The sequence below is a fragment of the Delftia sp. 60 genome (assembly GCF_002754395.1).
Classification (GTDB): Bacteria; Pseudomonadota; Gammaproteobacteria; order Burkholderiales; family Burkholderiaceae_C; genus Comamonas; species Comamonas acidovorans.
The window spans coordinates 840,780-859,668 of sequence record NZ_PEFD01000001.1 but is presented as its reverse complement, the minus strand read 5'-3'; the positions used below and the strand labels follow the sequence as shown (position 1 = coordinate 859,668).

17 protein-coding genes are annotated in these 18,889 nt (G+C 68.3%); 8 read left to right on the top strand and 9 right to left on the bottom strand.

The window, feature by feature from the left end:
• Position 1 precedes the first annotated feature (1 nt).
• The 5 genes from CLV01_RS03915 (at position 2) to CLV01_RS03895 (ending at position 6,969) form a co-directional block, all read left to right on the top strand.
• Positions 2 to 1,132 (top strand): ABC transporter permease, encoded by a 1,131-nt coding sequence (locus CLV01_RS03915; protein WP_097204274.1) that lies wholly within the window; start codon positions 2 to 4, stop codon positions 1,130 to 1,132.
• A gap of 53 nt (positions 1,133 to 1,185) precedes the next feature.
• A complete protein-coding gene (locus CLV01_RS03910) occupies positions 1,186 to 1,695 on the top strand; it encodes a hypothetical protein (RefSeq protein WP_034389636.1) in 510 nt (169 codons plus the stop codon).
• Between the two features lie 137 nt (positions 1,696 to 1,832).
• Complete coding sequence (locus CLV01_RS03905) at positions 1,833 to 4,268, top strand: DUF3141 domain-containing protein (protein ID WP_099735230.1); 2,436 nt, start codon at positions 1,833 to 1,835, stop codon at positions 4,266 to 4,268.
• Entirely contained in the window at positions 4,265 to 5,725 is a 1,461-nt protein-coding gene (locus CLV01_RS03900) for a bifunctional enoyl-CoA hydratase/phosphate acetyltransferase (protein ID WP_099734952.1), read from the top strand. Before CLV01_RS03905 ends, CLV01_RS03900 begins: the two co-directional genes overlap by 4 nt.
• Complete coding sequence (locus CLV01_RS03895; RefSeq protein ID WP_099734953.1) at positions 5,722 to 6,969, top strand: acetate/propionate family kinase; 1,248 nt, start codon at positions 5,722 to 5,724, stop codon at positions 6,967 to 6,969. Before CLV01_RS03900 ends, CLV01_RS03895 begins: the two co-directional genes overlap by 4 nt.
• A gap of 13 nt (positions 6,970 to 6,982) precedes the next feature.
• Here CLV01_RS03895 and CLV01_RS03890 read toward each other — a convergent pair whose 3' ends face one another.
• Together CLV01_RS03890 and trpE are read right to left on the bottom strand one after the other, a co-directional pair.
• Positions 6,983 to 7,333: a chorismate mutase gene (locus CLV01_RS03890; protein WP_016449526.1), complete on the bottom strand. Its 351-nt coding sequence runs from the start codon at positions 7,331 to 7,333 to the stop codon at positions 6,983 to 6,985.
• Positions 7,330 to 8,829, bottom strand: a complete 1,500-nt coding sequence (trpE, locus tag CLV01_RS03885; protein WP_013804687.1) for an anthranilate synthase component I — start codon at positions 8,827 to 8,829, stop codon at positions 7,330 to 7,332. The genes CLV01_RS03890 and trpE overlap by 4 nt, the downstream gene beginning before the upstream one ends.
• A gap of 747 nt (positions 8,830 to 9,576) precedes the next feature.
• Here trpE and CLV01_RS03875 point away from each other — a divergent pair.
• Both CLV01_RS03875 and CLV01_RS03870 read left to right on the top strand, forming a co-directional pair.
• Complete coding sequence (locus CLV01_RS03875; protein WP_099734954.1) at positions 9,577 to 10,026, top strand: hypothetical protein; 450 nt, start codon at positions 9,577 to 9,579, stop codon at positions 10,024 to 10,026.
• The gene (locus CLV01_RS03870) at positions 10,026 to 11,006 is read left to right on the top strand and encodes a CBASS cGAMP-activated phospholipase (protein WP_099734955.1); all 981 of its coding nucleotides are present in this window, start codon (positions 10,026 to 10,028) and stop codon (positions 11,004 to 11,006) included. The genes CLV01_RS03875 and CLV01_RS03870 overlap by 1 nt, the downstream gene beginning before the upstream one ends.
• 48 nt (positions 11,007 to 11,054) lie before the next feature.
• Here the strand turns inward: CLV01_RS03870 and CLV01_RS03865 are convergent, their stop codons facing one another.
• Entirely contained in the window at positions 11,055 to 11,369 is a 315-nt protein-coding gene (locus CLV01_RS03865) for a hypothetical protein (protein ID WP_099734956.1), read from the bottom strand.
• Positions 11,370 to 12,357: 988 nt separating this feature from the next.
• Between CLV01_RS03865 and CLV01_RS03860 the strand changes: the two genes are divergently transcribed.
• The gene (locus CLV01_RS03860) at positions 12,358 to 12,954 is read left to right on the top strand and encodes a chalcone isomerase family protein (RefSeq protein ID WP_013804690.1); all 597 of its coding nucleotides are present in this window, start codon (positions 12,358 to 12,360) and stop codon (positions 12,952 to 12,954) included.
• Here the strand turns inward: CLV01_RS03860 and CLV01_RS03855 are convergent.
• The 6 genes from CLV01_RS03855 to CLV01_RS03830 all read right to left on the bottom strand — a co-directional run bounded on the left by CLV01_RS03855 (position 12,929) and on the right by CLV01_RS03830 (position 18,704).
• Positions 12,929 to 14,344 carry a sensor histidine kinase gene (locus CLV01_RS03855; RefSeq protein ID WP_013804691.1) on the bottom strand — a complete coding sequence of 472 codons (1,416 nt, stop codon included), beginning with the start codon at positions 14,342 to 14,344 and terminating at the stop codon, positions 12,929 to 12,931. The genes CLV01_RS03860 and CLV01_RS03855 overlap by 26 nt on opposite strands.
• Complete coding sequence (locus CLV01_RS03850; RefSeq protein WP_013804692.1) at positions 14,313 to 14,999, bottom strand: response regulator transcription factor; 687 nt, start codon at positions 14,997 to 14,999, stop codon at positions 14,313 to 14,315. Before CLV01_RS03850 ends, CLV01_RS03855 begins: the two co-directional genes overlap by 32 nt.
• Entirely contained in the window at positions 14,977 to 15,477 is a 501-nt protein-coding gene (locus CLV01_RS03845) for a hypothetical protein (RefSeq protein ID WP_043820125.1), read from the bottom strand. Before CLV01_RS03845 ends, CLV01_RS03850 begins: the two co-directional genes overlap by 23 nt.
• A gap of 170 nt (positions 15,478 to 15,647) precedes the next feature.
• Entirely contained in the window at positions 15,648 to 16,340 is a 693-nt protein-coding gene (locus tag CLV01_RS03840; protein ID WP_016450790.1) for a hypothetical protein, read from the bottom strand.
• Between the two features lie 244 nt (positions 16,341 to 16,584).
• Positions 16,585 to 17,880, bottom strand: coding sequence for a polyamine aminopropyltransferase (speE, locus tag CLV01_RS03835; RefSeq protein ID WP_099734957.1), 1,296 nt, complete (start codon positions 17,878 to 17,880; stop codon positions 16,585 to 16,587).
• 146 nt (positions 17,881 to 18,026) lie between these two features.
• Entirely contained in the window at positions 18,027 to 18,704 is a 678-nt protein-coding gene (locus CLV01_RS03830) for a phosphoglycolate phosphatase (RefSeq protein WP_099734958.1), read from the bottom strand.
• Positions 18,705 to 18,889: the final 185 nt, after the last annotated feature.

Below are 18,889 nucleotides of genomic sequence, written 5' to 3'. Positions count from 1 at the left end.
CATGCGCACCCGCCTTTTCTCCAACATCTACCGGCTGGGCGTCAAGGAGCTGTGGAGCCTGTGGCGCGACCCCGTGCTGCTGGTGCTCATCGCCTATGTGTTCACGGTCTCCATCTACACGGCGGCCACGGCCATGCCCGAGAGCCTGCACAACGCGCCCATCGCCATCGTGGACGAGGACGGCTCGCCGCTGTCGCAGCGCATCGCGGGCGCCTTCTATCCGCCGCAGTTCGCGCCGCCGGCCATGATCGATCGCACGCAGATGGACCCGGGCATGGACTCGGGCACCTACACCTTCGTGCTCAACATCCCGCCCAACTTCCAGCGCGACGTGCTGGCGGGCCGCGCCCCCGAGCTGCAGCTGAACGTGGACGCCACGCGCATGAGCCAGGCCTTCACGGGCAACAGCTATGTGCAGCAGATCGTCACGGCCGAGGTCAGCGAGTTCGTGCGGCGCTTTCGGGGCGCCACCGCCCTGCCCGTGGACCTGGTGGTGCGCGCGCGCTTCAATCCCGCGCTGGACAAGGTCTGGTTCGGCGGGCTGATGCAGATCATCAACAACGTGACCATGCTGTCCATCATCCTCACGGGCGCGGCCCTGATCCGCGAGCGCGAGCACGGCACGGTGGAGCACCTGCTGGTCATGCCGGTGACACCGACCGAGATCATGCTGGCCAAGATATGGTCCATGGGACTGGTCGTGCTGGTCACCGCCTTTGCCTCGCTCAACCTCGTGGTGCGCGGCGCCCTGGGCGTTCCCATCGAAGGCTCGCTGCCGCTGTTCCTGGCGGGGGCCGCGCTGTGCCTGTTCGCCACAACGTCGCTGGGGATCTTCCTTGCCACGCTGGCGCGCAACATGCCACAGTTCGGCATGCTGCTGGTGCTCGTGCTGCTGCCGCTGCAGCTGCTGTCGGGCGCCATGACGCCGCGCGAAAGCATGCCCGGGCTGGTGCAGAACATCATGCTGGCCGCGCCGACCACCCACTTTGTCGAACTGTCGCAGGCCATCCTCTACCGCGGAGCGGGGCTGGACGTGGTCTGGAAGCCCTTCCTCGCGCTGGCCGCGATCGGCTCCGTGCTGTTCGCCCTCACGCTCACCCGTTTTCGCAAGACCATCAGCCAGATGGCCTGATTTCGTTCCCGCCGCCAAGGCATCTTTCCATCTCAACCAGCAAGGAGTTTCATATGAGCGCACAGACCATTCCCCTCCATCTGCTCAAGGCACAGCTTGAACTGCAGCTGCACCTGAGCCGGCTGCTGCAGGAAAGTGGCCAACAGTGGCTGGAGCATGCCGCACGCAACGGCCCCGAGCGCATCGCCGAGACCGGCAGCGAGATCGAGGGCGTGCAGCAGACCAGCAGCTGGCAGGAGCTGGCCACCCTGCCCGCCCAGGCCTTCTGGCGCCATGCCCATCTGCGCATGGGCCATGCCCAGGCCCTGGCCCAGACCGCCATGGCCAGCCAGATGACCCTGGCCCAGGGCGTGCAGCAGGCCGTGCACGACTGGCAGCAACAGGTGGCAGCCACGCTGGGCAACAGCACCCAGGGCGCAGCCGACACCGCCGTGCCGTGGAGCGACCTGCTCGCCCGCTGGACCTCGGCCGTGCAGTCCGTGGCCCAGCCCGCCCATGCGGCGCAGCAGCCCATTGCGGCAGCCGCCGCCGAAACGGCCCGCGACACCACAGCCCAGGGCTGACGAGCCCCAAGGAAGCCGCCACGCGGTCCCGCAGGTTCGGGGCCGCTTGGGCGCGGGGCGGCCATCCGCACCCAGCCACAAGCAATCACACGCAATCTAAGAGCAGGGCATGACATGCCGGTAAAGGAGTGGGCCAGATGAACGAGAACCTGCAGAGCCACGGCACCGTGGACGTGGGAGGGATGTGGGGCGATCCGATGAAGCTGTCGCAGGCAGCCGCGCAGTACGCCACCGATGCCTGGCAGCGCTCGCTGCTGTATGCCGACATCCGGCGCCAGCGCGGCAACCAGTACCGCGAGCATCTGGCCGAGGAAGTGCCCAATGTGCTGAGCTTCCGGGCCGAGATCGTGATGTCGGGCCTGGACCTGCCCCGCCCCGTCAACTACGGCCTGGCACGCATCGCGCCCATGGAGGGCACGGTCATCGACCCGGCCAAGCGCCCCTTCATCGTCGTCGATCCGCGCGCGGGACACGGTCCCGGCATCGGCGGCTTCAAGCCCGACAGCGAGATCGGCGCCGCGCTCAAGGCCGGCCATCCCTGCTACTTCGTGGGCTTCCTGCCCGACCCCGTGCCCGGCCAGACCGTCGAGGACGTGATGCGCGCCGAGGCCCAATTCGTGCGCAAGGTCGCCGAGCTGCACCCCGAGAGCCGGGGCAAGCCCGCCGTCATCGGCAACTGCCAGGCCGGCTGGCAGATCCTCATGACGGCCGCCGTCTGGCCCGAGCTGTTCGGCCCCATCATCGTGGCCGGTGCGCCGCTGTCGTACTGGGCCGGCGACAACCCCATGCGCTACGGCGGCGGCCTCATGGGCGGCAGCTGGATGACGGCGCTGACCAGCGACCTGGGCGCGGGCCGCTTCGACGGCGCATGGCTGGTGCAGAACTTCGAGAACCTCAACCCGGCCAACACGCTGTGGGAAAAGCAGTACCAGGTCTATGCCGACGTGGACACCGAGGGGCCGCGCTACCTGGGCTTCGAGAAGTACTGGGGCGGCTATGTCTTCCTGGAAGGCCGCGAGATGCAGTACATCGTGGACAACCTGTTCATCGGCAACCGGCTGGCCACGGCCGAGCTGACGACCTCGGACGGCGTGCGCATCGATCTGCGCAACATCCGCTCGCCCATCGTGGTGTTCTGCTCGCATGGCGACAACATCACGCCACCAGGCCAGGCCCTGGGCTGGATCACCGACCTGTACCGCGACGACGAGGACATTGCCGCCCACGACCAGACCATCGTCTTCGCCACGCATGACAGCATCGGCCACCTGGGCATCTTTGTCTCGGGCGCCGTGGGCCGCAAGGAGCACCGCGAGTTCGCGGCGCACATCGACATCATCGACCTGCTGCCCGCCGGCATCTACCGCGCCGAGATCGCCGACCGCCCGGCCGGTGTGCCGGCACAGGATCTGACCGACGACGCCTACCTGATGAAGATCCGCCGCAGCGACCTGGCCGAGGTGCGCGCCATCGTCCGGCCCGACCCCGAAAGCGAGCGCCACTTTGCCGCTGCCGCGCGCGTCTCCGAAATCAACCTGGCCCTGTACCGCAACACCGTGCAGCCCTGGGTGCAGGCACTGTCCACGCCGCTGTCTGCGCGCTGGCTGCAGGCCATGCACCCGCTGCGCGTGGGCTATGAATGCTGGTCGGACTCGCACCCGCTGGCACCCGTCGTGGCCCAGGCCGCCGAGCATGCGCGCGAGGACCGCCACCCCGTCGAGCCCGACAACCCCTTCCTGAAGGCGCAGCAGGCCATGTCGCAGGCCGTGGTGCATCTGCTCGACACCTACCGCGACCAGCGCGATGCCATGCAGGCACGGCTGTTCCACGCCATCTATGGCTCGCCCCTGGTCCAGGCCCTGGCCGGCCAGAGCCGGCAGGACGACGGCCCGCCGCGCCCGCACCCCGGCGAATCGCCCGAGCACTGCCAGTACATGCGCCAGGAACTGGCGCGGCTGCACGAAAGCGTGGCCCAGGGCGGGCTGTACGAGGCCGTCATCCGCGCCCTGTTCCACGTGCTGCGCGCACGCGGCGAGGCCGATGAGCGCCACTTCCGCCACGCCTGGCGGCTGCTGCAGGACCACCTGGGCGGCGTGCCGCCCGACATGGCGCAGTTCCGCCGCATCGTGCGCCGCCAGGCCCTGCTGATGCAGCGCGAGCCCGACGCTGCCATGGCCGCCATCCCCCGGTTGCTGGCCGCCTCGCCCGCCGCCGACATCCGCTGGGGCATGACCACGGTGGACGAGCTGGCCAACCAGGGCGGCAACCTCAGCGATGCCGAGCACCAGCGCCTGCTGCAGGCCATGGGGCATTTCGTGCAGGCGCTGGAGGCCGCCGAGTCCAGGCAAGCGAAAGAGCAGACCGAGCGGCTCCCGGCCATCGCGCCAGCCTCGGTGGCCGAGCCTGAACCCGCACCTTTGACGGCACCTTCGGCAGCGCCTCTGACCGCTCCTGCTGCAGCTCCTGAACCGGCACCCGAGCCCGCACCTGTTCCCGAATCCGCGCCTGCCGCCAAGCGCCCCGCACGCGCCCAGGCCAGCCGCGCACACCCCAGCCCCCGGAAAAAGCGATGAACCTCTCCCCCGATTCCGATGCGGCCCTGCCGCCCGAAGACCTGGCCCTGCTGCGCAACCACAGCTTTGACGAACTGGACGTGGGCGACAGCGCCAGCCTGGAACGCACGCTGAGCACCCAGGACCTGCGCCTGTTCGCCGCCCTGTCGGGCGCGGCCGTGGCCGACGGCGCTGGTGCCGGTGCCGGTGCCGGCACGGTTGCCGGCGCCGACGATGACGACACGGCCCTGATCGCCCACGGCATGTGGGGCGGCATGCTGCTGGCCTCGGTGCTGGGCACGCGCCTGCCCGGCCCCGGCACCACCCTGGTCGGCCAGACGCTGCGCTTTCTGGCGCCGCTGGCCGCAGGCGACCGGCTGACCGTGCGCGTGGAGGTGCTGGCCAAGCAGGCCGAGCAGCGCCAGGTCACGCTGGCCGTGGCCTGCACCAACCAGCATGGCGCCGCCGTGATCGAGGGCCAGGCCACCGTGCATGCGCCTGCGCGCCACATCGAGCGCCAGCGCACCAGCCTGCCCGAGATCCGCCTGGAAGCCGGTGGACGCGACGGCCTGCAGCGGCTGCTGGCCCATGTGGCCGGCCTGCCGCCCATCCGCGTGGCCGTGGTCCATCCCTGCGACGAGCCCAGCCTCTCGGCCGCGCTGGACGCGCGCCGCGAAGGCCTGATCGACCCCGTGCTGGTGGCCCCGCGCGCGCGGCTGGAGGCCGTGGCAGCCGAGCACGGGCTGGACCTGGGCGGCCTGCGCATCGAGGACGTCCCGCACAGCCACGCCGCCGCCACGCGCGGCGCCGAGCTGGCCGCCTGCGGCGAGGTCGAGGCCATCATGAAAGGCAGCCTGCACACGGACGAACTGATGGCCGAGGTGGTGGCCGCCGCCGCCGGCCTGCGCACCAAGCGCCGCGTCAGCCACTGCTTCGTGCTGCAGACGCCGCACTACCCGCGCCCCTTCATCGTCACCGATGCGGCCATCAACCTCGCGCCCGACCTGCAGCAAAAGGCCGACATCGTGCGCAATGCCATCGCCCTGGCCCATGCCATCGGCGTGCCCGAGCCCAAGGTCGCCATCCTGGCCGCCGTGGAGACCGTGAGCCCGCACATGCCGGCCACGCTGGACGCCGCCGCGCTGTGCAAGATGGCCGACCGGGGCCAGATCGAAGGCGGCGTGCTCGACGGGCCGCTGGCCTTCGACAACGCCGTGTCCATGGCCGCTGCGCGCACCAAGGGCATCGATTCGCCCGTGGCAGGCCAGGCCGACATCCTGGTCGTGCCCGACCTGGAAAGCGGCAACATGCTGGCCAAGCAGCTCATGTACATGGGCGAGGCGGCCAGCGCCGGCATCGTCATGGGCGCCAAGGTGCCCGTGATCCTGACCAGCCGCGCCGACAGCCGCGCCTCGCGCATTGCCTCCTGTGCCATCGCTCTGCTGCTGGCCCACCGCTACCGGAATTCGCCGCCATGATCCCTGCCCACACCGCATCCTCCCCCGCCCGCGAACTGGTCGTGGTGCTCAACTGCGGCTCGTCCAGCATCAAGTTCGCCGTCTTCGACGGTGCCCAGCGCCCGCTGCCGCGCAAGCCGCTGTGGAACGGCAAGGTCCAGGGCATAGGCGGGCCCGCGCCCGACTTCGGCGAGAGCGGCGTTTCGCCCTTTGCCATTGCCCTGGATGCCGCCCACCCCTACCGCGCCGCGCTGCAGCTGATCCGCGAGCGCATCACCGCGCGCCTGGCGCAGCTGGACGGCGCCCGCGTGGCCGCCGTCGCCCACCGCGTGGTGCACGGCGGCAGCCGCTACTTCGAGCCCGTGCGCGTCGATGCCGGCGTGCTGGCCGACCTCAAGGCCTTCATCCCGCTGGCGCCGCTGCACCAGCCCTTTGCGCTGGAGGCCATGGACATCCTGCTGCGCGAGCGGCCTGAACTGGTGCAGGTGGCCTGCTTCGACACCGCCTTCCACCACACGCTGCCCAAGGTCGAGCAACTGCTGCCCCTGCCGCATGCGGCCTGGGAGCGCGGGCTGCGCCGCTACGGCTTCCACGGCCTGTCCTACGAATACATGGCCACCGCCCTGCCCGAGCGCCATGGCGACCTGGCACGCGGGCGCACCCTGGTGGCCCACCTGGGCAGCGGCGCCAGCCTGTGCGCCATGCAGGGCCTGCAAAGCGTGGCCACGACCATGGGCTTCTCTGCGCTGGACGGCCTGATGATGGGCACGCGCACCGGCGCGCTGGACCCCGGCGCCGTGATCTACCTGATGGAAATCGAAAAGCTCAGCCTGCAGGAAGTGGGCCGCATCCTGTACCACGAGTCCGGCCTGCTGGGCGTCTCGGGCACCTCGTCCGAGCCGCGCGTGCTGCTGCCGCTGGAGTCAGGCATCGATGCCCAGGCCGAGCGCGCGCGCGACGCACTGGCCCTGTACGTGCGGCGCATCGTGCGCGAGATCGGCGCCCTGGTCGCCGTGCTGGGCGGCCTGGACCTGCTGGTGTTCACCGCAGGCGTGGGCGAGCACAGCGCCGAGATACGGCGGCGCGTGTGCGAGGGCCTGGGTTTTCTGGGCCTGCGGCTGGACGCCGAGGCCAATGCGCGCGATGCGATCGTGATCTCGGCCACCGGCAGCGCCGTCACCGTGGGCGTGGAGCCCACGAACGAGGAATGGGTGGCAGCGCGCCATGCGCTGCGCTGGCTGCCGGGCAACGCGATCCCCGCATGAGTGTGAACAGGCCCTAGGAACGATCGTCCTGCGCACCGCCTTCGCGCAGCCGCGCGAACTCGCGGTGCTCGTAGGCAATGCATTCCTCCATGAGGTGGCGGTACACCGCCTCCATCATGTCGGGCTGGCCGCCCTCGGCGGCCGTGCGCTCGCGCACGCGGCGCACGATGGCCTCGATGCGGCCCTCGTCGCGCACCTGGGCCGCATCGGCCTTGATGCGCGCGGCCTGCTGCATGTAGCCCATGCGCGTGACCAGCAGCGGCACCAGCACATCGTCCAGCGCATCCACATTGCGGCGCACATCCAGCATGTCGGTGCAGTGCTGCACCAGGTCGATGGCCTGCTTGGCGCGGTCCGTGCTCATTCCAGTCCTTCCTCCACCAGCTCGGCCGCGCGCATCAGTGCGCGCGCCTTGTGCTCGGTCTCTTTCCATTCCATCTCGGGCACGGAATCGGCCACCACGCCGGCGGCCGCCTGCACGTAGAGCGTGCCGTCCTTGATCACGCCCGTGCGGATGGCAATGGCCAGGTCCATATCGCCCGCAAAGCTCAGGTAGCCGCAGGCGCCGCCGTAGATGCCGCGCTTGGTGGGCTCCAGCTGGTCGATGACCTCCATGGCATGCACCTTGGGCGCGCCCGTCAGCGTGCCGGCCGGGAAGGTGGCCTTGAACACGTCCATGTTGTCCATGCCGTCGCGCAGAATGCCCTCCACGTTGCTGACGATGTGCATCACGTGGCTGTAGCGTTCCACGGCAAAGGCCTCGGTCACCTTCACGCTGCCCGTCTTGGCGATGCGGCCGATGTCGTTGCGCGCCAGGTCGATCAGCATCACGTGCTCGGCGCGTTCCTTGGGGTCGGCCACCAGCTCCTTTTCGGTGGCCTTGTCGGCCTCGGGCGTGGCGCCGCGCGGGCGCGTGCCGGCCAGCGGGCGGATGGTGACCTTCTGGCCCTCGTCCGTGTTCTCCTGGCGCACCAGAATTTCGGGGCTGGCGCCCACCACATGGAAATCGCCCAGGTGGTAGTAGTACATGTAGGGGCTGGGATTGAGCGATCGCAGCGCGCGGTACAGGCTCAAGGGGCTGGCCGTGAAGCGCTTGTGGATGCGCTGGCCCACCTGCACCTGCATGAAGTCGCCCGCGGCGATCAGCTCCTTGGCCTTCTCCACGGCCGCCAGGTAGTCTTCCTTGGCAAAGCTGCGCTGGGCCGGGTGGCTCTCGCCGGCCTTGATCTGCGGCGCGCTGACCGAGTAGCGCAGCAGATCCTTCAACTGCCGCAGCCGCTTCTTGGCGCGCGTATAGGCCTCGCTCTCGCCGGGGTTGGCATAGACGATCAGGTACAGCTTGCCCGACAGGTTGTCGATCACCGCCACTTCCTCGCACTGCAGCAGCAGGATGTCGGGGCAGTTGAGCGTATCGGGCGGGCAGGAATCTTCCAGCTTCTTCTCGATGTAGCGCACGGCGTCGTAGCCGAAGTAGCCGGCCAGCCCGCCGCAAAAACGCGGCAGCCCCGGACGCAGTGCCACCTTGAAGCGCTTTTGGTAGGCAGCGATGAAATCCAGCGGATTGCCCTTGGCCGTCTCCACCACCTGGCCATCGGTCACCACCTCGGTGCATGCCGCATCGCCGAAGCCGCTGGCGCGCAGCAGCGTGCGTGCAGGCAGGCCGATGAAGCTGTAGCGCCCGAAGCGCTCGCCGCCCACCACGGACTCCAGCAAAAAGCTGTGCTTGCCGTCACCGCCCGCATGGGCCAGCTTGAGGTAGAGGGACAGGGGGGTTTCGAGGTCCGCAAACGCCTCGACCATCAGAGGGATGCGGTTGTAGCCCTGCGCAGCAAGGCTCTTGAATTCGAGTTCGGTGATCACGGGGAAGGCTCCGGATTGCGTGGCGCTGGCAGACCTGGTGTGGGTGCGGGCTGCGTATGGATTGCGCCGATTCATTCGATTGGCCCGTAGGGCCTCGGGTGCACGCCGGGTCGCGCCCCGGGTGCTTCAGCTGTTCAGTTGGACAGGCTTGCGCCAGGGCCAGGCTCCCCGGTCTCCACAACCTGCAATGAACATGCGATGAATGAACATAGCGGGCAAGTGTAGCGCAGACGCGGCTGGGTACAAGTGCGGACCGGCGCCTTGCGGGGGCGCCGCAGGGGCCTGCCATGGCCACAATTGACACCCTGGTCAGCCTGACCAACAATGGCAGCACAACCTGACCAGAAAGGTCGACCATGCCGTCCCATTTCTCCGCCCGCACCGACGCTGCCTTGCCCGAGGGCGAACGCGACCCGCTGAACCGCGCCCTGCGGGACCTGAGCCATCAGGTCGGATCGGCCATGCCGCGCAACACCACGCCCATGCCGATCTCGGTCTTCAAGGCGCAGTACGGCGCGGTGCTCAAACAGGCCGACCACGACGGGGTGGCCCTCATCTCCCAGGGCCGCAAGCGCTACGTGATCGTCAGCGAGGAGCACATGGTGGCCCTGTCCGCCAACGAGCGCGCCCCCGCACGGTGGCCGACATCTGCAGATCGCTGCCGCTGCCGCGCCAGGCCGTGGATCTGTCCGCTGCGCAGATGTCCGGGGCGCGCGGCGATATCGACGTACCCGCCCGGCGCGCGCCATGAGCCGCTACCTGCTGGGCCCCCGCTGCCTGCTGTGGATGGCGAACCAGGAGCCCGCGACCCTGGAGTGGTTCTCCACCATCCGGCCTCTGGACTGCATCGTCAGCGACCTGTCCATGGCCATCGCCAAGGCGGCCGTGGCCGAGGCATTCCATGACCTGCGTGACCGCAACGAATGGTTCTCCCTGCTCGACGCGCTGTATGCCAACCTGCGCGCCGAAGGCGCATCCATGCTGACCAGCGTGGACAACAAGGTGCTGGAGCGCTTCATCGAATGGCGCAACTTCGCGCCGCTGGACAGCCAGGGCCCGCAGGGCACGGCGCCGCTGGCGCAGGACCTGCGGCTGCTCATCGCCACGGCCGACCTGCTCAAGGTCTGCTACACCGAGCCCGCCAACCTCTACCTGACGCAGGCCGCCGCCCGGGGCGTTGCCGTGCACGCGCTGTGATGGACTTCGACGTACCGCCCCTGTCCAGCGCGGTGCGCCAGGACCTGCGCCGGCTCCGGGTCGTCCTGAGCCTGTCGGGCGGCGGCTATCGCGGCCTCTTCAGCGCCCATGTGCTGGAGCGCATCCACCGCGAATTCGGCAACGGCGACCTGCTGGAGAAAGTGGACCTGTTCGCCGGCACCTCCATCGGCGCCATCATCGCCACCGCCCTGGCGAGCGGCTGCCAGCCCGCGCGCATCAAGCAGCTGCTGCTGGACCACGGCCCCGCCATCTTTCCCTCCAAATGGCTGCCCGGCCTGCGCCAGGCCATGGGCAAGGCGCTCTATGACAGCGCCCCGCTGCGCGCAGCGATCAAGGAGGCCATGCCGCAAGCGGAGCAGTCCGCCCTGGGGCAACTGCAGGTGCCGCTGCTGCTGCCCGCCGTGAACTGGAATTCATCGCAGCTGCACGTGCTGGCCAGCGGCGCCCTGCCCGACAGGGACCGGCTGGGCCTGACGCTGATGGACGCCATGCTGGCCTCATCGGCCGCCCCCACCTACTTTCCCGCGCACACCGCAGCAGGCCATGTCTTCGTGGACGGCGGACTCGCCGCCAACGCGCCCGACCTGCTGGCCCTGCAGGCCGCACGCCAGCTGTGGGGGCCGGCCGCCGACATCGTGATGATCAGCATAGGCACCGCCAACCCCCAGCAGGGCCAGGACCCCGTGGCCATGCCCCGGCGCGGGCTGACCCTGGTCAAGCCCCTGCTGGACCTGGTCATGGCCGCCCAGGAGGTCCAGGCCGTCAAGGCGGCCCGCCAGGAACTGGGCACCAGCAGCTACCTGCGCCTGAACTTCACGCAGCCCCCAGCCCAGCAAAAGCGCCTGGGCCTGGACATCGCCAACGCCGACAGCACCCGTCTGCTGCAGGCCCTGGGCGACGAATGCATCGCCGCCCTCACGGACCAGGAAAAGACGCTGCTGAAGAACGTCCTGGGCTGAAACGCCAGGCCAAGCGAAGCGAAGGCCCGACAGGGCTTGCAAAGAGAATCAGCGCTCAAACGCCGCCGAAGCCGCAGCCATCCGCCGCAGATACGCCGGATCCTCCTGCAGGCAATGCACGTAGCTCACCTCGTCCTCCACCAGCTCCTCCATCCGCTGCGCAGCCCCGCAAATGGCCTGCAGCGCATTGGCCACCACCTCCAGATTGCGATGGCCCTCAGGCCGCTCCAGCCAGGCCAGCGCCAGCTGGCCCAGCGAATACACCTCGCTGCTGCCTTGCAGCGTCAGCCGGCCGATCTCGGTCACGGCATGGCTCAACTGCTGCGGCGTGGGCTGGGTCAGGGTTGTGGAAGAGGTACTCATGGCGCAACCCCTCCCACGGCAGACGCGCCAGCGTGGGGCGCTTGATGGGTGGAGGGGAAGGCAGAAAAAGAAGTGCCGTACATGACGTACATGATTTACTCCTCAGCGAGACGGGAACCACCCGTCTGTATTCTTACGCACAAACAGGTGGACGGGATGTTAAGAACACGTGCTGAGCCGTGCGGACGCCCTTGCGGGTAGCCCCATCCCGCCCGTAACCGCAGGGACGTGGGCATGCACCCACGATCCGACAATTCAGACGTGACAAGGCCTCCTTAACGGCGAGGCCGCACCGCTCAACAGTCAAGTGTTCTTACGCACCAGCCCCTGAACAGGGGGCCGCCGCAATGATAGAGGCTTTCAAGACGGCAAATGCCCCGAAGCCCCAGGCCGAGCACAGCGAAGGCCCGGGCCAACTCCCCGTATGTCAGCGCCTGCGCCGTGGTGGTTGCGGGGTTGCAGTCCTGCCGAAGGACAGGACTGCTTCGTCATCTGACTCGCCGTGATTGTTTGAACGTAGCGCGCAGCGCGAAGTGAGTTTCACGGCGAACCCCGCAACCGCCACGGCGCAGGTTGCCCCGCAGCGAAGCGAAGGGGTCGCGGACATTCGGGTCGTCTTTCTTTTGCCTCCTTTTCTTTGACGAATCAAAGAAAAGGAGGTCGGCCGCCGGGCCGAAACCCGGCCTCGAAAAGAAACGCCCCGACAGGGACTTGCAAAGAGAACCAGCGGCGCAACGCACAGACAAGGTGGACGGGATGTTAAGAACACGTGCAAAGCCGTGCGGACGCCCTTGCGGGTAGCCCCATCCCGTCCGCAACCACAGCCCCATGGGCGCATACCCACGACACGAACAGCGGACCGAGCAGGATGATAGCCACCCTCCATCGGCCCGCGAAAACCCTGTTGCCACCCCCACCCGATCCCCACAACATGTCGCCCGGACGTAACAAACCGCAACCGGGCCACAGCCCCCGCGCAGGAGACACCATGACCGCCTTGCCCCGCTGGATGAAGACAGCCGCCCTGGCCATGGCGCTGGCGATGCCGCTGGCCGCCACTGCCCAGGAGCCGCCGCGCACCGTCGCGGGCGTGGCCTATCCCGCCCAGGCGGGGGTGGGCGGCCAGACGCTGCAGCTCAATGGCGCGGGCATTCGCTACAAGGCCATCTTCAAGGTCTACACGGCGGGCCTGTATCTGGAAAAGCCGGCCGCCAGCCTGCAGGAGATCGCGGCCCTGCCCGGCCCCAAGCGCGTGAGCGTGACCATGCTGCGCGAGATCGATTCGGCCGAGCTGGGCAAGCTGTTCGCGCGCGGCATCGAGGACAACATGGAGCGCGCGCGCTTCTCGCGCCTGGTGCCCGGCGTGCTGCGCATGAGCGACATCTTCACGCAGCACAAGAAGCTGCTGCCGGGCGAGAACTTCTCGGTGGACTGGGTGCCGGGCCAGGGTGCCCAGGTCTTCGTCAAGGGCCAAGCCCAGGGCGCGCCCTTCCAGGAGCCCGAGTTCTTCCAGGCGCTGCTGGGCATCTGGCTGGGCCCGCACCCGGCCGACGATCAGCTCAAGAAGGCATTGCTGGGCGGTTGAACGGCTGCGCGGGCTCCTGCACGGGCCCGGCAAAGCGCGCCTGGATCTCCAGCCCCGTGGCACCGGGCAGGGCCGTGAGCGTCCAGCCGTGGGCGCGCGCAATCTCCAGGCAGATGGGCAGGCCCAGGCCCGCGCCCAGGTCGCGCCGCTCGCTGCTGCGCCAAAAGCGCTCGAAGATGCGCGGCAGGTCCTCGGGCGGCACGCCACGGCCCTGGTCCAGCACCGAAAAGCCCAGCCCGCAGGCCTTCACGGTGACGGTGGCGCCCTGCGGGCTGTGCTGCACGGCGTTCTCGATCAGGTTCTTGAGCAGCACGAAGAGCGCGCCCCGGTCGGCACGCCAGGCAGGCGAGCCGTCCTTGACCTCGCAGTGGATGTGCACGCCGCATTTTTCGGAGGCGCGGGCCATGAAGTCGCAGACCTCGCCAATGATGTCGGCCGGCGCAATGTCTTCCATGCGGTAGCGCTGGTGTTCGCAGACCTCGGCCAGGTGCAGCAGCTGCTGGACCTGGCGGGCCATGTGGTCCACGTCCTTGAGCAGCTCGGGGCTGCGCCGGTCCTCGGGCTCCAGCTCGATCTGCACACGCATCAGGGCCAGAGGCGTCTTGAGCTCATGCGCGGCCATGGACAGGAATTCCTGCTGGTTCCTGAAGCCGGCCTGCAGCCGGTCCAGCACGTGGTTGAAGGCCTCGACCAGGGGAGCGAACTCGCGCGGCAGATCCTTGGGCTGCAGGCGCGTGCCCAGGGTCTGCGGCGTGATGCGCTGGGCATCCTGCGCGGCCACGCCCAGCGGCCTGAGCATGCGCTGCAGCGTGCGGTGCGTGGAGAACAGGAACACGACCAGGAAGACCACGCCGATGGCCACCATGCCCCGCCACAGCGCGGGCAGGCCCACCGATTCGCGCAGCCAGTCCACCATGCGGTCGCTGACGGCTATCTGCACGTGCCACGTCGTGCCGTCGTGGACCAGCGTGGCCGTGCCCGCGCGCATGACCACGCCGCCGCGCTCGTAGGCAAAGGCCTTGAGCTCGGGGTCGAAGCCCTGGCCGGTCTGCGTCAGCGGCTGCATTTCGCCGTTGGGGGCGAAGACCACACGGCCGCGGGCGTCGGTGATGCGCAGCTGCATTTCCTCGCCCAGGCTGGTCAGCATCCAGGCCTTGAGTTCACGCTCGCTGAAACCCTGGGGCACGCCCTTGGCGTCGAAGCTCACCCACTCGGCCAGCTTTTCGGCCGCATGCCCCATGCCGCGCTGCAGCGCGTAGCTGTCGAAGGGCTTGGCGACGAGGATCACCAGCGCGCCCACCAGCAGCGCGCTGAACACCATGCTCAACCCATAGACGGCCAGCAGCCGCGAGCGCAGGCTACCGGGCCAGCAAAGGTTCGCGAAGCGCATAGCCCTGACCCCGGATGTTGACGATTTCCATGCACGAGCCGGCCGCGGCCAGCTTGCGGCGCAGCCGGTGCAGGGCCACATCGAGGGCGTTGGGCGTGACCACGCTGCTCATGCCCCAGGCCGCCGCCTCCAGCGTGGAGCGGCGCACCGTGGCGCCGGCCTTGCGCACCAGGCTGAGCATGATCTGCAGCTCCGCCGGCGGCAGCGCGATGGCCGAGCCCGCGCAGTGCATGCAGGCCTGCTGCGGGCTGATGCTGATGTCGCCCAGCTGCGGCGCCAGCTCCTGCACCAGGGCCGGGCGGCGCAGCAGGGCGCGCACGCGGGCGATCAGTTCTTCCATGGGAAAGGGCTTGGTCAGGTAGTCGTCGGCCCCGGCTTCCAGGCCGCCCACGCGGTCGCTGAGCGCGTCACGGGCCGTGAGCATCAGGCAGGGCGTGGAGCGGCCTGCGGCGCGCAGGCGCTGCACCAGTTGCAGGCCGTCGCCATCGGGCAGGCCGCGGTCGATGACGATGACGCCGTAGTCGATGTCCTGCAGGGCCAGCCAGGCCGTGGAGATCTGGTGGAAGACGTCGGTCTCTATGCCGGAGTTGGCCAGCGAGCGGCTGACCAGCGTGGCCAGCCTGGCATGGTCCTCAATTAATGCGATGCGATTCATGGTTTCCGTCGTTGCCGCACAGGGACAGCAAATGCTCCCTGATCCCGGTGATGCGCTGCGGCGCCATGGGCTCCACCAGCACATGGATGACCCACAGGTCCTCGACCATGGCGCGGCATTGCAGGGCAATGTCCTCGGACACCAGATCGTCGGCGCAGGCCGCGTCCACGAAATCAAACCATATGTTCTGGAATCTTGCGCGGGTCAGCAACTGTGCGGCCGTCTTCTGGCCGCGCTGGCGGGACAGGGCATGCTCGCAGACGCAGCGCACGTAGGCGCGCAGGTGGCGTGCGGGGCCTGGCGGCTCCTCGGCCAGCGCCTGCAGCAGGTCCTCGCGGAACTTGAGGATGACCAGCTCGAAGATCGTCTCCAGCCGCACGGCACGGTGCTGGCTGCATTCTTGGAAGCGCGAACCCAGGGAATACGCCTGGCCCGCCGCCTGGATACCTATCACGTCCTGGTAGATGGAGGCTTGCATTGCGATGGCACGTTCTGTCGTTTCAGGCTCCGTCGGTCCGCCGCGAGAGCGGCAAACCTTCGGGGAAAACGGCCATGCTCCCCGATTGCGTCTTACTGGCGACTTACCGGCCCCTGAATCTGGCCCATTACACCGGGAATATGCAGGCGGCCGGTTTGATCAATATTGGCTCAAATATCTTCCTGCCAGCCAGCAACATACCTGACCAGCGCCCACTGCGCCAGCCACAGCGCCATATAGCCAAAGGTCTCCACCAGCTCCTCCAGCACGATCACCTGATAATCAAACCATTGCTGCAGGACAATGAAGCCATGACCTTCCGCATTGGTGGATATCACCATGGCCGCGACAAATGTCGCCAGGCTGAATATCGGCAGCGCCTTCTCGCGCACCAGGCGCTTGATGACCTTGTTCCAGACACCGTGGCGCACAAACCAATAGCAGCAAAGCAGCAGCATGGCACCCACCACCCATTTGACGGCGGGCCGGTACCACAGCACCTGGGAGCTGATCACCGGCCCCCACTTGCCAGCCTCCAGGCTGGGCAGGAAAGCCGCGCCCCAGGCCAGTTCACGCCCCAGAAAGGCCAGCCAAAACAGGGAGGCGATCCACCACAGTGGCGCTGCAAAGGAGCCCTTTTGCCGACGCGCCGCAACCAGGGCCGCCACCATGCCCAGCAGCAGGGTCACGGCCTGGATATTCTCCAGGAATCCATTTTCCCAGCTCAGGCTTTGCGGCAATACAAAGCTCAGGGGAAAACTCAATACCAGCCCCGCCAGCAAAGCCCAATTCCAAAGCCGCAGCAAGGAATCATCATGGTATTTGGACGCGGATATTCTTGTTTTTGAAAGGGAAGCAGTCATTTTGATACAGGGCGTCTGGCGCTTTATCTGTTGATATGGTTTTTGCAAGCACGCAATATCCCGGAAATACTTACCAGGAAGCCGGAAAAATGGCGGGCGCACGGGCCTTCCCGCCGTTTTTCATTACAGCAGACTTGCCACCAGATTGCAGCACTGTGTCAAATTTGCCCTGCCGGGCGCGCAGTTGGCACCGCAGCCCGGCCAGGGCGGGCCGGGCGCGGCCCGTTGCCAGAACGGGCTGGGCTCAGGCGACGCGGACCGCGCGCGGGGGCAGCGCCGCCAGGGGCGCGGGCTGCACCAGGTCGCGGTAGTAGTTGGGCAGCGCGAACAGTGCGGGGTGCACTTCGGCGTTGTAGTAGCGCAGGTCGGGCAGGCGGCGCTCGGCCAGGCGCTGGCGCAGCTGGGCGGGGGGCAGCGCCGCCGCATCCAGCGTGTCGGAGGCCACGGCCAGGCCCCAGTAGGCGCCGTACAGGGGGATGTAGAGGCCGTAGCAGCGCACGATGGCAAAGCGCTCGCGCAGGCTGGCCACCAGCCGCGCCACCTGCCCGCCATGGAAGACGGGGCTGCCCAGGTGCAGCACCAGGGCGCCGCCCGGCGCCAGCACGCGCTTCATGCGCGCCAGGGCCTGGTCGGAGTACAGCGCGCTGGCAGGCGTGTCGGGGTCGGTGAGGTCCATGAGGGCGAGGTCGAAGCGTTCTTCGGTGCGCTCCACCATGGCCATGCCGTCGCCTATGCGCAGCTGCAGGCGCGGGTCATCGAACACGCCCCGGTGCACCTGCTGCAGGTGCGTGCGCGCGGCCTGGACCACGGCCTCGTCCAGCTCGGCCACCACCACCTGCTCCATGGACGGGTGCTTGAGCAGCTCCTCGGCCGCGCCGCCATCGCCGCCGCCCAGGATCAGCGCCTTGCGCGGCGCCGGATGGGCCAGGGCCGCGGGGTGGACCAGGGCCTCGTGGTAGAAGAATTCCTCGCCTTCGGAGGTCATGAAGCGCCCGTCCAGTCGCAGCACCTTGCCGAACTGCGGCGTGTGCAGCAGCTCCAGCTCCTGATGGGGCGTCTGCACGGTTTCGCGCCGCGTGGCGCGCCAGCCAAAGCGCGCATGGGGCGTGAGCGCCTCCAGCGCCCAATCGCCCTCATCGGCCGCCGCCTCGTCCTTGGCGCCGGGGCCGATGTCGCCGCGCATGAGCTGCTGGCGCACCACGCGGCCAGGCGCGTAGGCGGCGATCACGCCCTCCATCAGCGCGCGGGCCTTGCCCGAGTTGTCGGCGGAGAAGTTGCAGACGTAGACATCGACGGTGACGCAGCCGGTCTCGGGCCAGGTGTGGATGGCCAGGTGCGATTCAGCCAGCAGCACGGTGCCGGTGACGCCGCCGGGCTGGCCCTGGTAGTCCGGGAACTTGACCCAGCGGTCCTCCACCAGGGTCAGGCCGGCCTGCGCGGTCTGTGCGCGGCACAGGGCGGCGATGGCATCGGCGTCGAGCATATGGCGCTCGTCGCCCTGGCATTGGTAGAGATCGGCGGTCAGGTGCAGTCCGTGCATGTGGCGTGCTTCCTCCTTGTCTGTGGCCGGATCGCGGCCAGGATGGCAAAGCAGACGACTCTAGCAAAAACATAAATCGCACCGTCAAAGTGCGTTAACCATCGCCAAATCCCATTCTTTTTCCAAAAAACCTGGACCTGTGCAAATCAGGCCAGTTCGGTCAGCGCATCGACAAAGCCGTCGGCATCGACCTGGCGCACGGGCTGGCCGTGGTTGTAGCCGTAGCTGACCAGCACCACGGGGCAGCCCGCGGCGCGCGCGGCCTGGGCGTCGTTGCTGGAGTCGCCCAGCATCAGCGTGCGCGCGGGGGAGGTGCCCAGGGCCTCGCAGGTCTTGAGCAGGGGCAGCGGGTCGGGCTTCTTGCGCTCGAAGGAGTCCCCGCCGAAGACCTGCTCGAACAGCGGTGCCAGGCCTTTTTGCTCCAGCAGCGGCCGGGCGAAGGACAGCGGCTTGTTGGTCAGGCAGGCCAGCCGCAGGCCGCGCGCGCGCAGGGCCTTCAGGCCTTCGAGCACGCCCGGGTAGACATCGGCGAACTGGCCGTTGAGCTGCAGGTAGTGGTGCTCGTAGCGCTGCCAGGCCTGGCCGTAGATGGCATCCACATCGGCCGCGCCCACATGGGCCAGCACCGAGCGGATCAGGTGCTCCGAGCCCTTGCCCACCATGTTCTCGATGGCCTGCGGGGCGATGGCCGGCAGTTGCAGGTCCGCCAGCATGCGGTTGAGGGCTTCGGCGAAGTCGCCCAGGGTGTTGACCATGGTGCCGTCGAGATCAACGATGGCGGCGTCCAGTTGCTGTGGGTTCAACGGAATGAAGTTTGAAATCATGAAATGGGGGTGTCGAAAGCCGGGGGGCTGCCTGCGCAGGAACAGCGTTGAAAATATCAGAACTTGCGCGGGCCCTGGGACTTGGGCCTTGCGTCCCCTGGCAGATCCTGCATGGCCGTGGCCCCGTATCCCGGTGTACCGCGATGCGGTCCGACGAGCGGCAGGGCCGCACGCAAGGGGGAGGT

Bases quoted from the DNA above. Each gene is read 5' to 3' on its own strand.
- CLV01_RS03855 (WP_013804691.1), bottom strand. From the start codon at position 14,344: ATGCGCTTCGCGAACCTTTGCTGGCCCGGTAGCCTGCGCTCGCGGCTG.
- CLV01_RS03895 (WP_099734953.1), top strand. From the start codon at position 5,722: ATGATCCCTGCCCACACCGCATCCTCCCCCGCCCGCGAACTGGTCGTG.
- CLV01_RS03860 (WP_013804690.1), top strand. From the start codon at position 12,358: ATGACCGCCTTGCCCCGCTGGATGAAGACAGCCGCCCTGGCCATGGCG.
- CLV01_RS03840 (WP_016450790.1), bottom strand. From the start codon at position 16,340: ATGACTGCTTCCCTTTCAAAAACAAGAATATCCGCGTCCAAATACCAT.
- CLV01_RS03870 (WP_099734955.1), top strand. From the start codon at position 10,026: ATGGACTTCGACGTACCGCCCCTGTCCAGCGCGGTGCGCCAGGACCTG.
- CLV01_RS03875 (WP_099734954.1), top strand. From the start codon at position 9,577: ATGAGCCGCTACCTGCTGGGCCCCCGCTGCCTGCTGTGGATGGCGAAC.
- CLV01_RS03865 (WP_099734956.1), bottom strand. From the start codon at position 11,369: ATGAGTACCTCTTCCACAACCCTGACCCAGCCCACGCCGCAGCAGTTG.
- speE (WP_099734957.1), bottom strand. From the start codon at position 17,880: ATGCACGGACTGCACCTGACCGCCGATCTCTACCAATGCCAGGGCGAC.
- CLV01_RS03845 (WP_043820125.1), bottom strand. From the start codon at position 15,477: ATGCAAGCCTCCATCTACCAGGACGTGATAGGTATCCAGGCGGCGGGC.
- CLV01_RS03890 (WP_016449526.1), bottom strand. From the start codon at position 7,333: ATGAGCACGGACCGCGCCAAGCAGGCCATCGACCTGGTGCAGCACTGC.
- CLV01_RS03915 (WP_097204274.1), top strand. From the start codon at position 2: ATGCGCACCCGCCTTTTCTCCAACATCTACCGGCTGGGCGTCAAGGAG.
- CLV01_RS03830 (WP_099734958.1), bottom strand. From the start codon at position 18,704: ATGATTTCAAACTTCATTCCGTTGAACCCACAGCAACTGGACGCCGCC.
- CLV01_RS03850 (WP_013804692.1), bottom strand. From the start codon at position 14,999: ATGAATCGCATCGCATTAATTGAGGACCATGCCAGGCTGGCCACGCTG.
- CLV01_RS03900 (WP_099734952.1), top strand. From the start codon at position 4,265: ATGAACCTCTCCCCCGATTCCGATGCGGCCCTGCCGCCCGAAGACCTG.
- CLV01_RS03905 (WP_099735230.1), top strand. From the start codon at position 1,833: ATGAACGAGAACCTGCAGAGCCACGGCACCGTGGACGTGGGAGGGATG.
- CLV01_RS03910 (WP_034389636.1), top strand. From the start codon at position 1,186: ATGAGCGCACAGACCATTCCCCTCCATCTGCTCAAGGCACAGCTTGAA.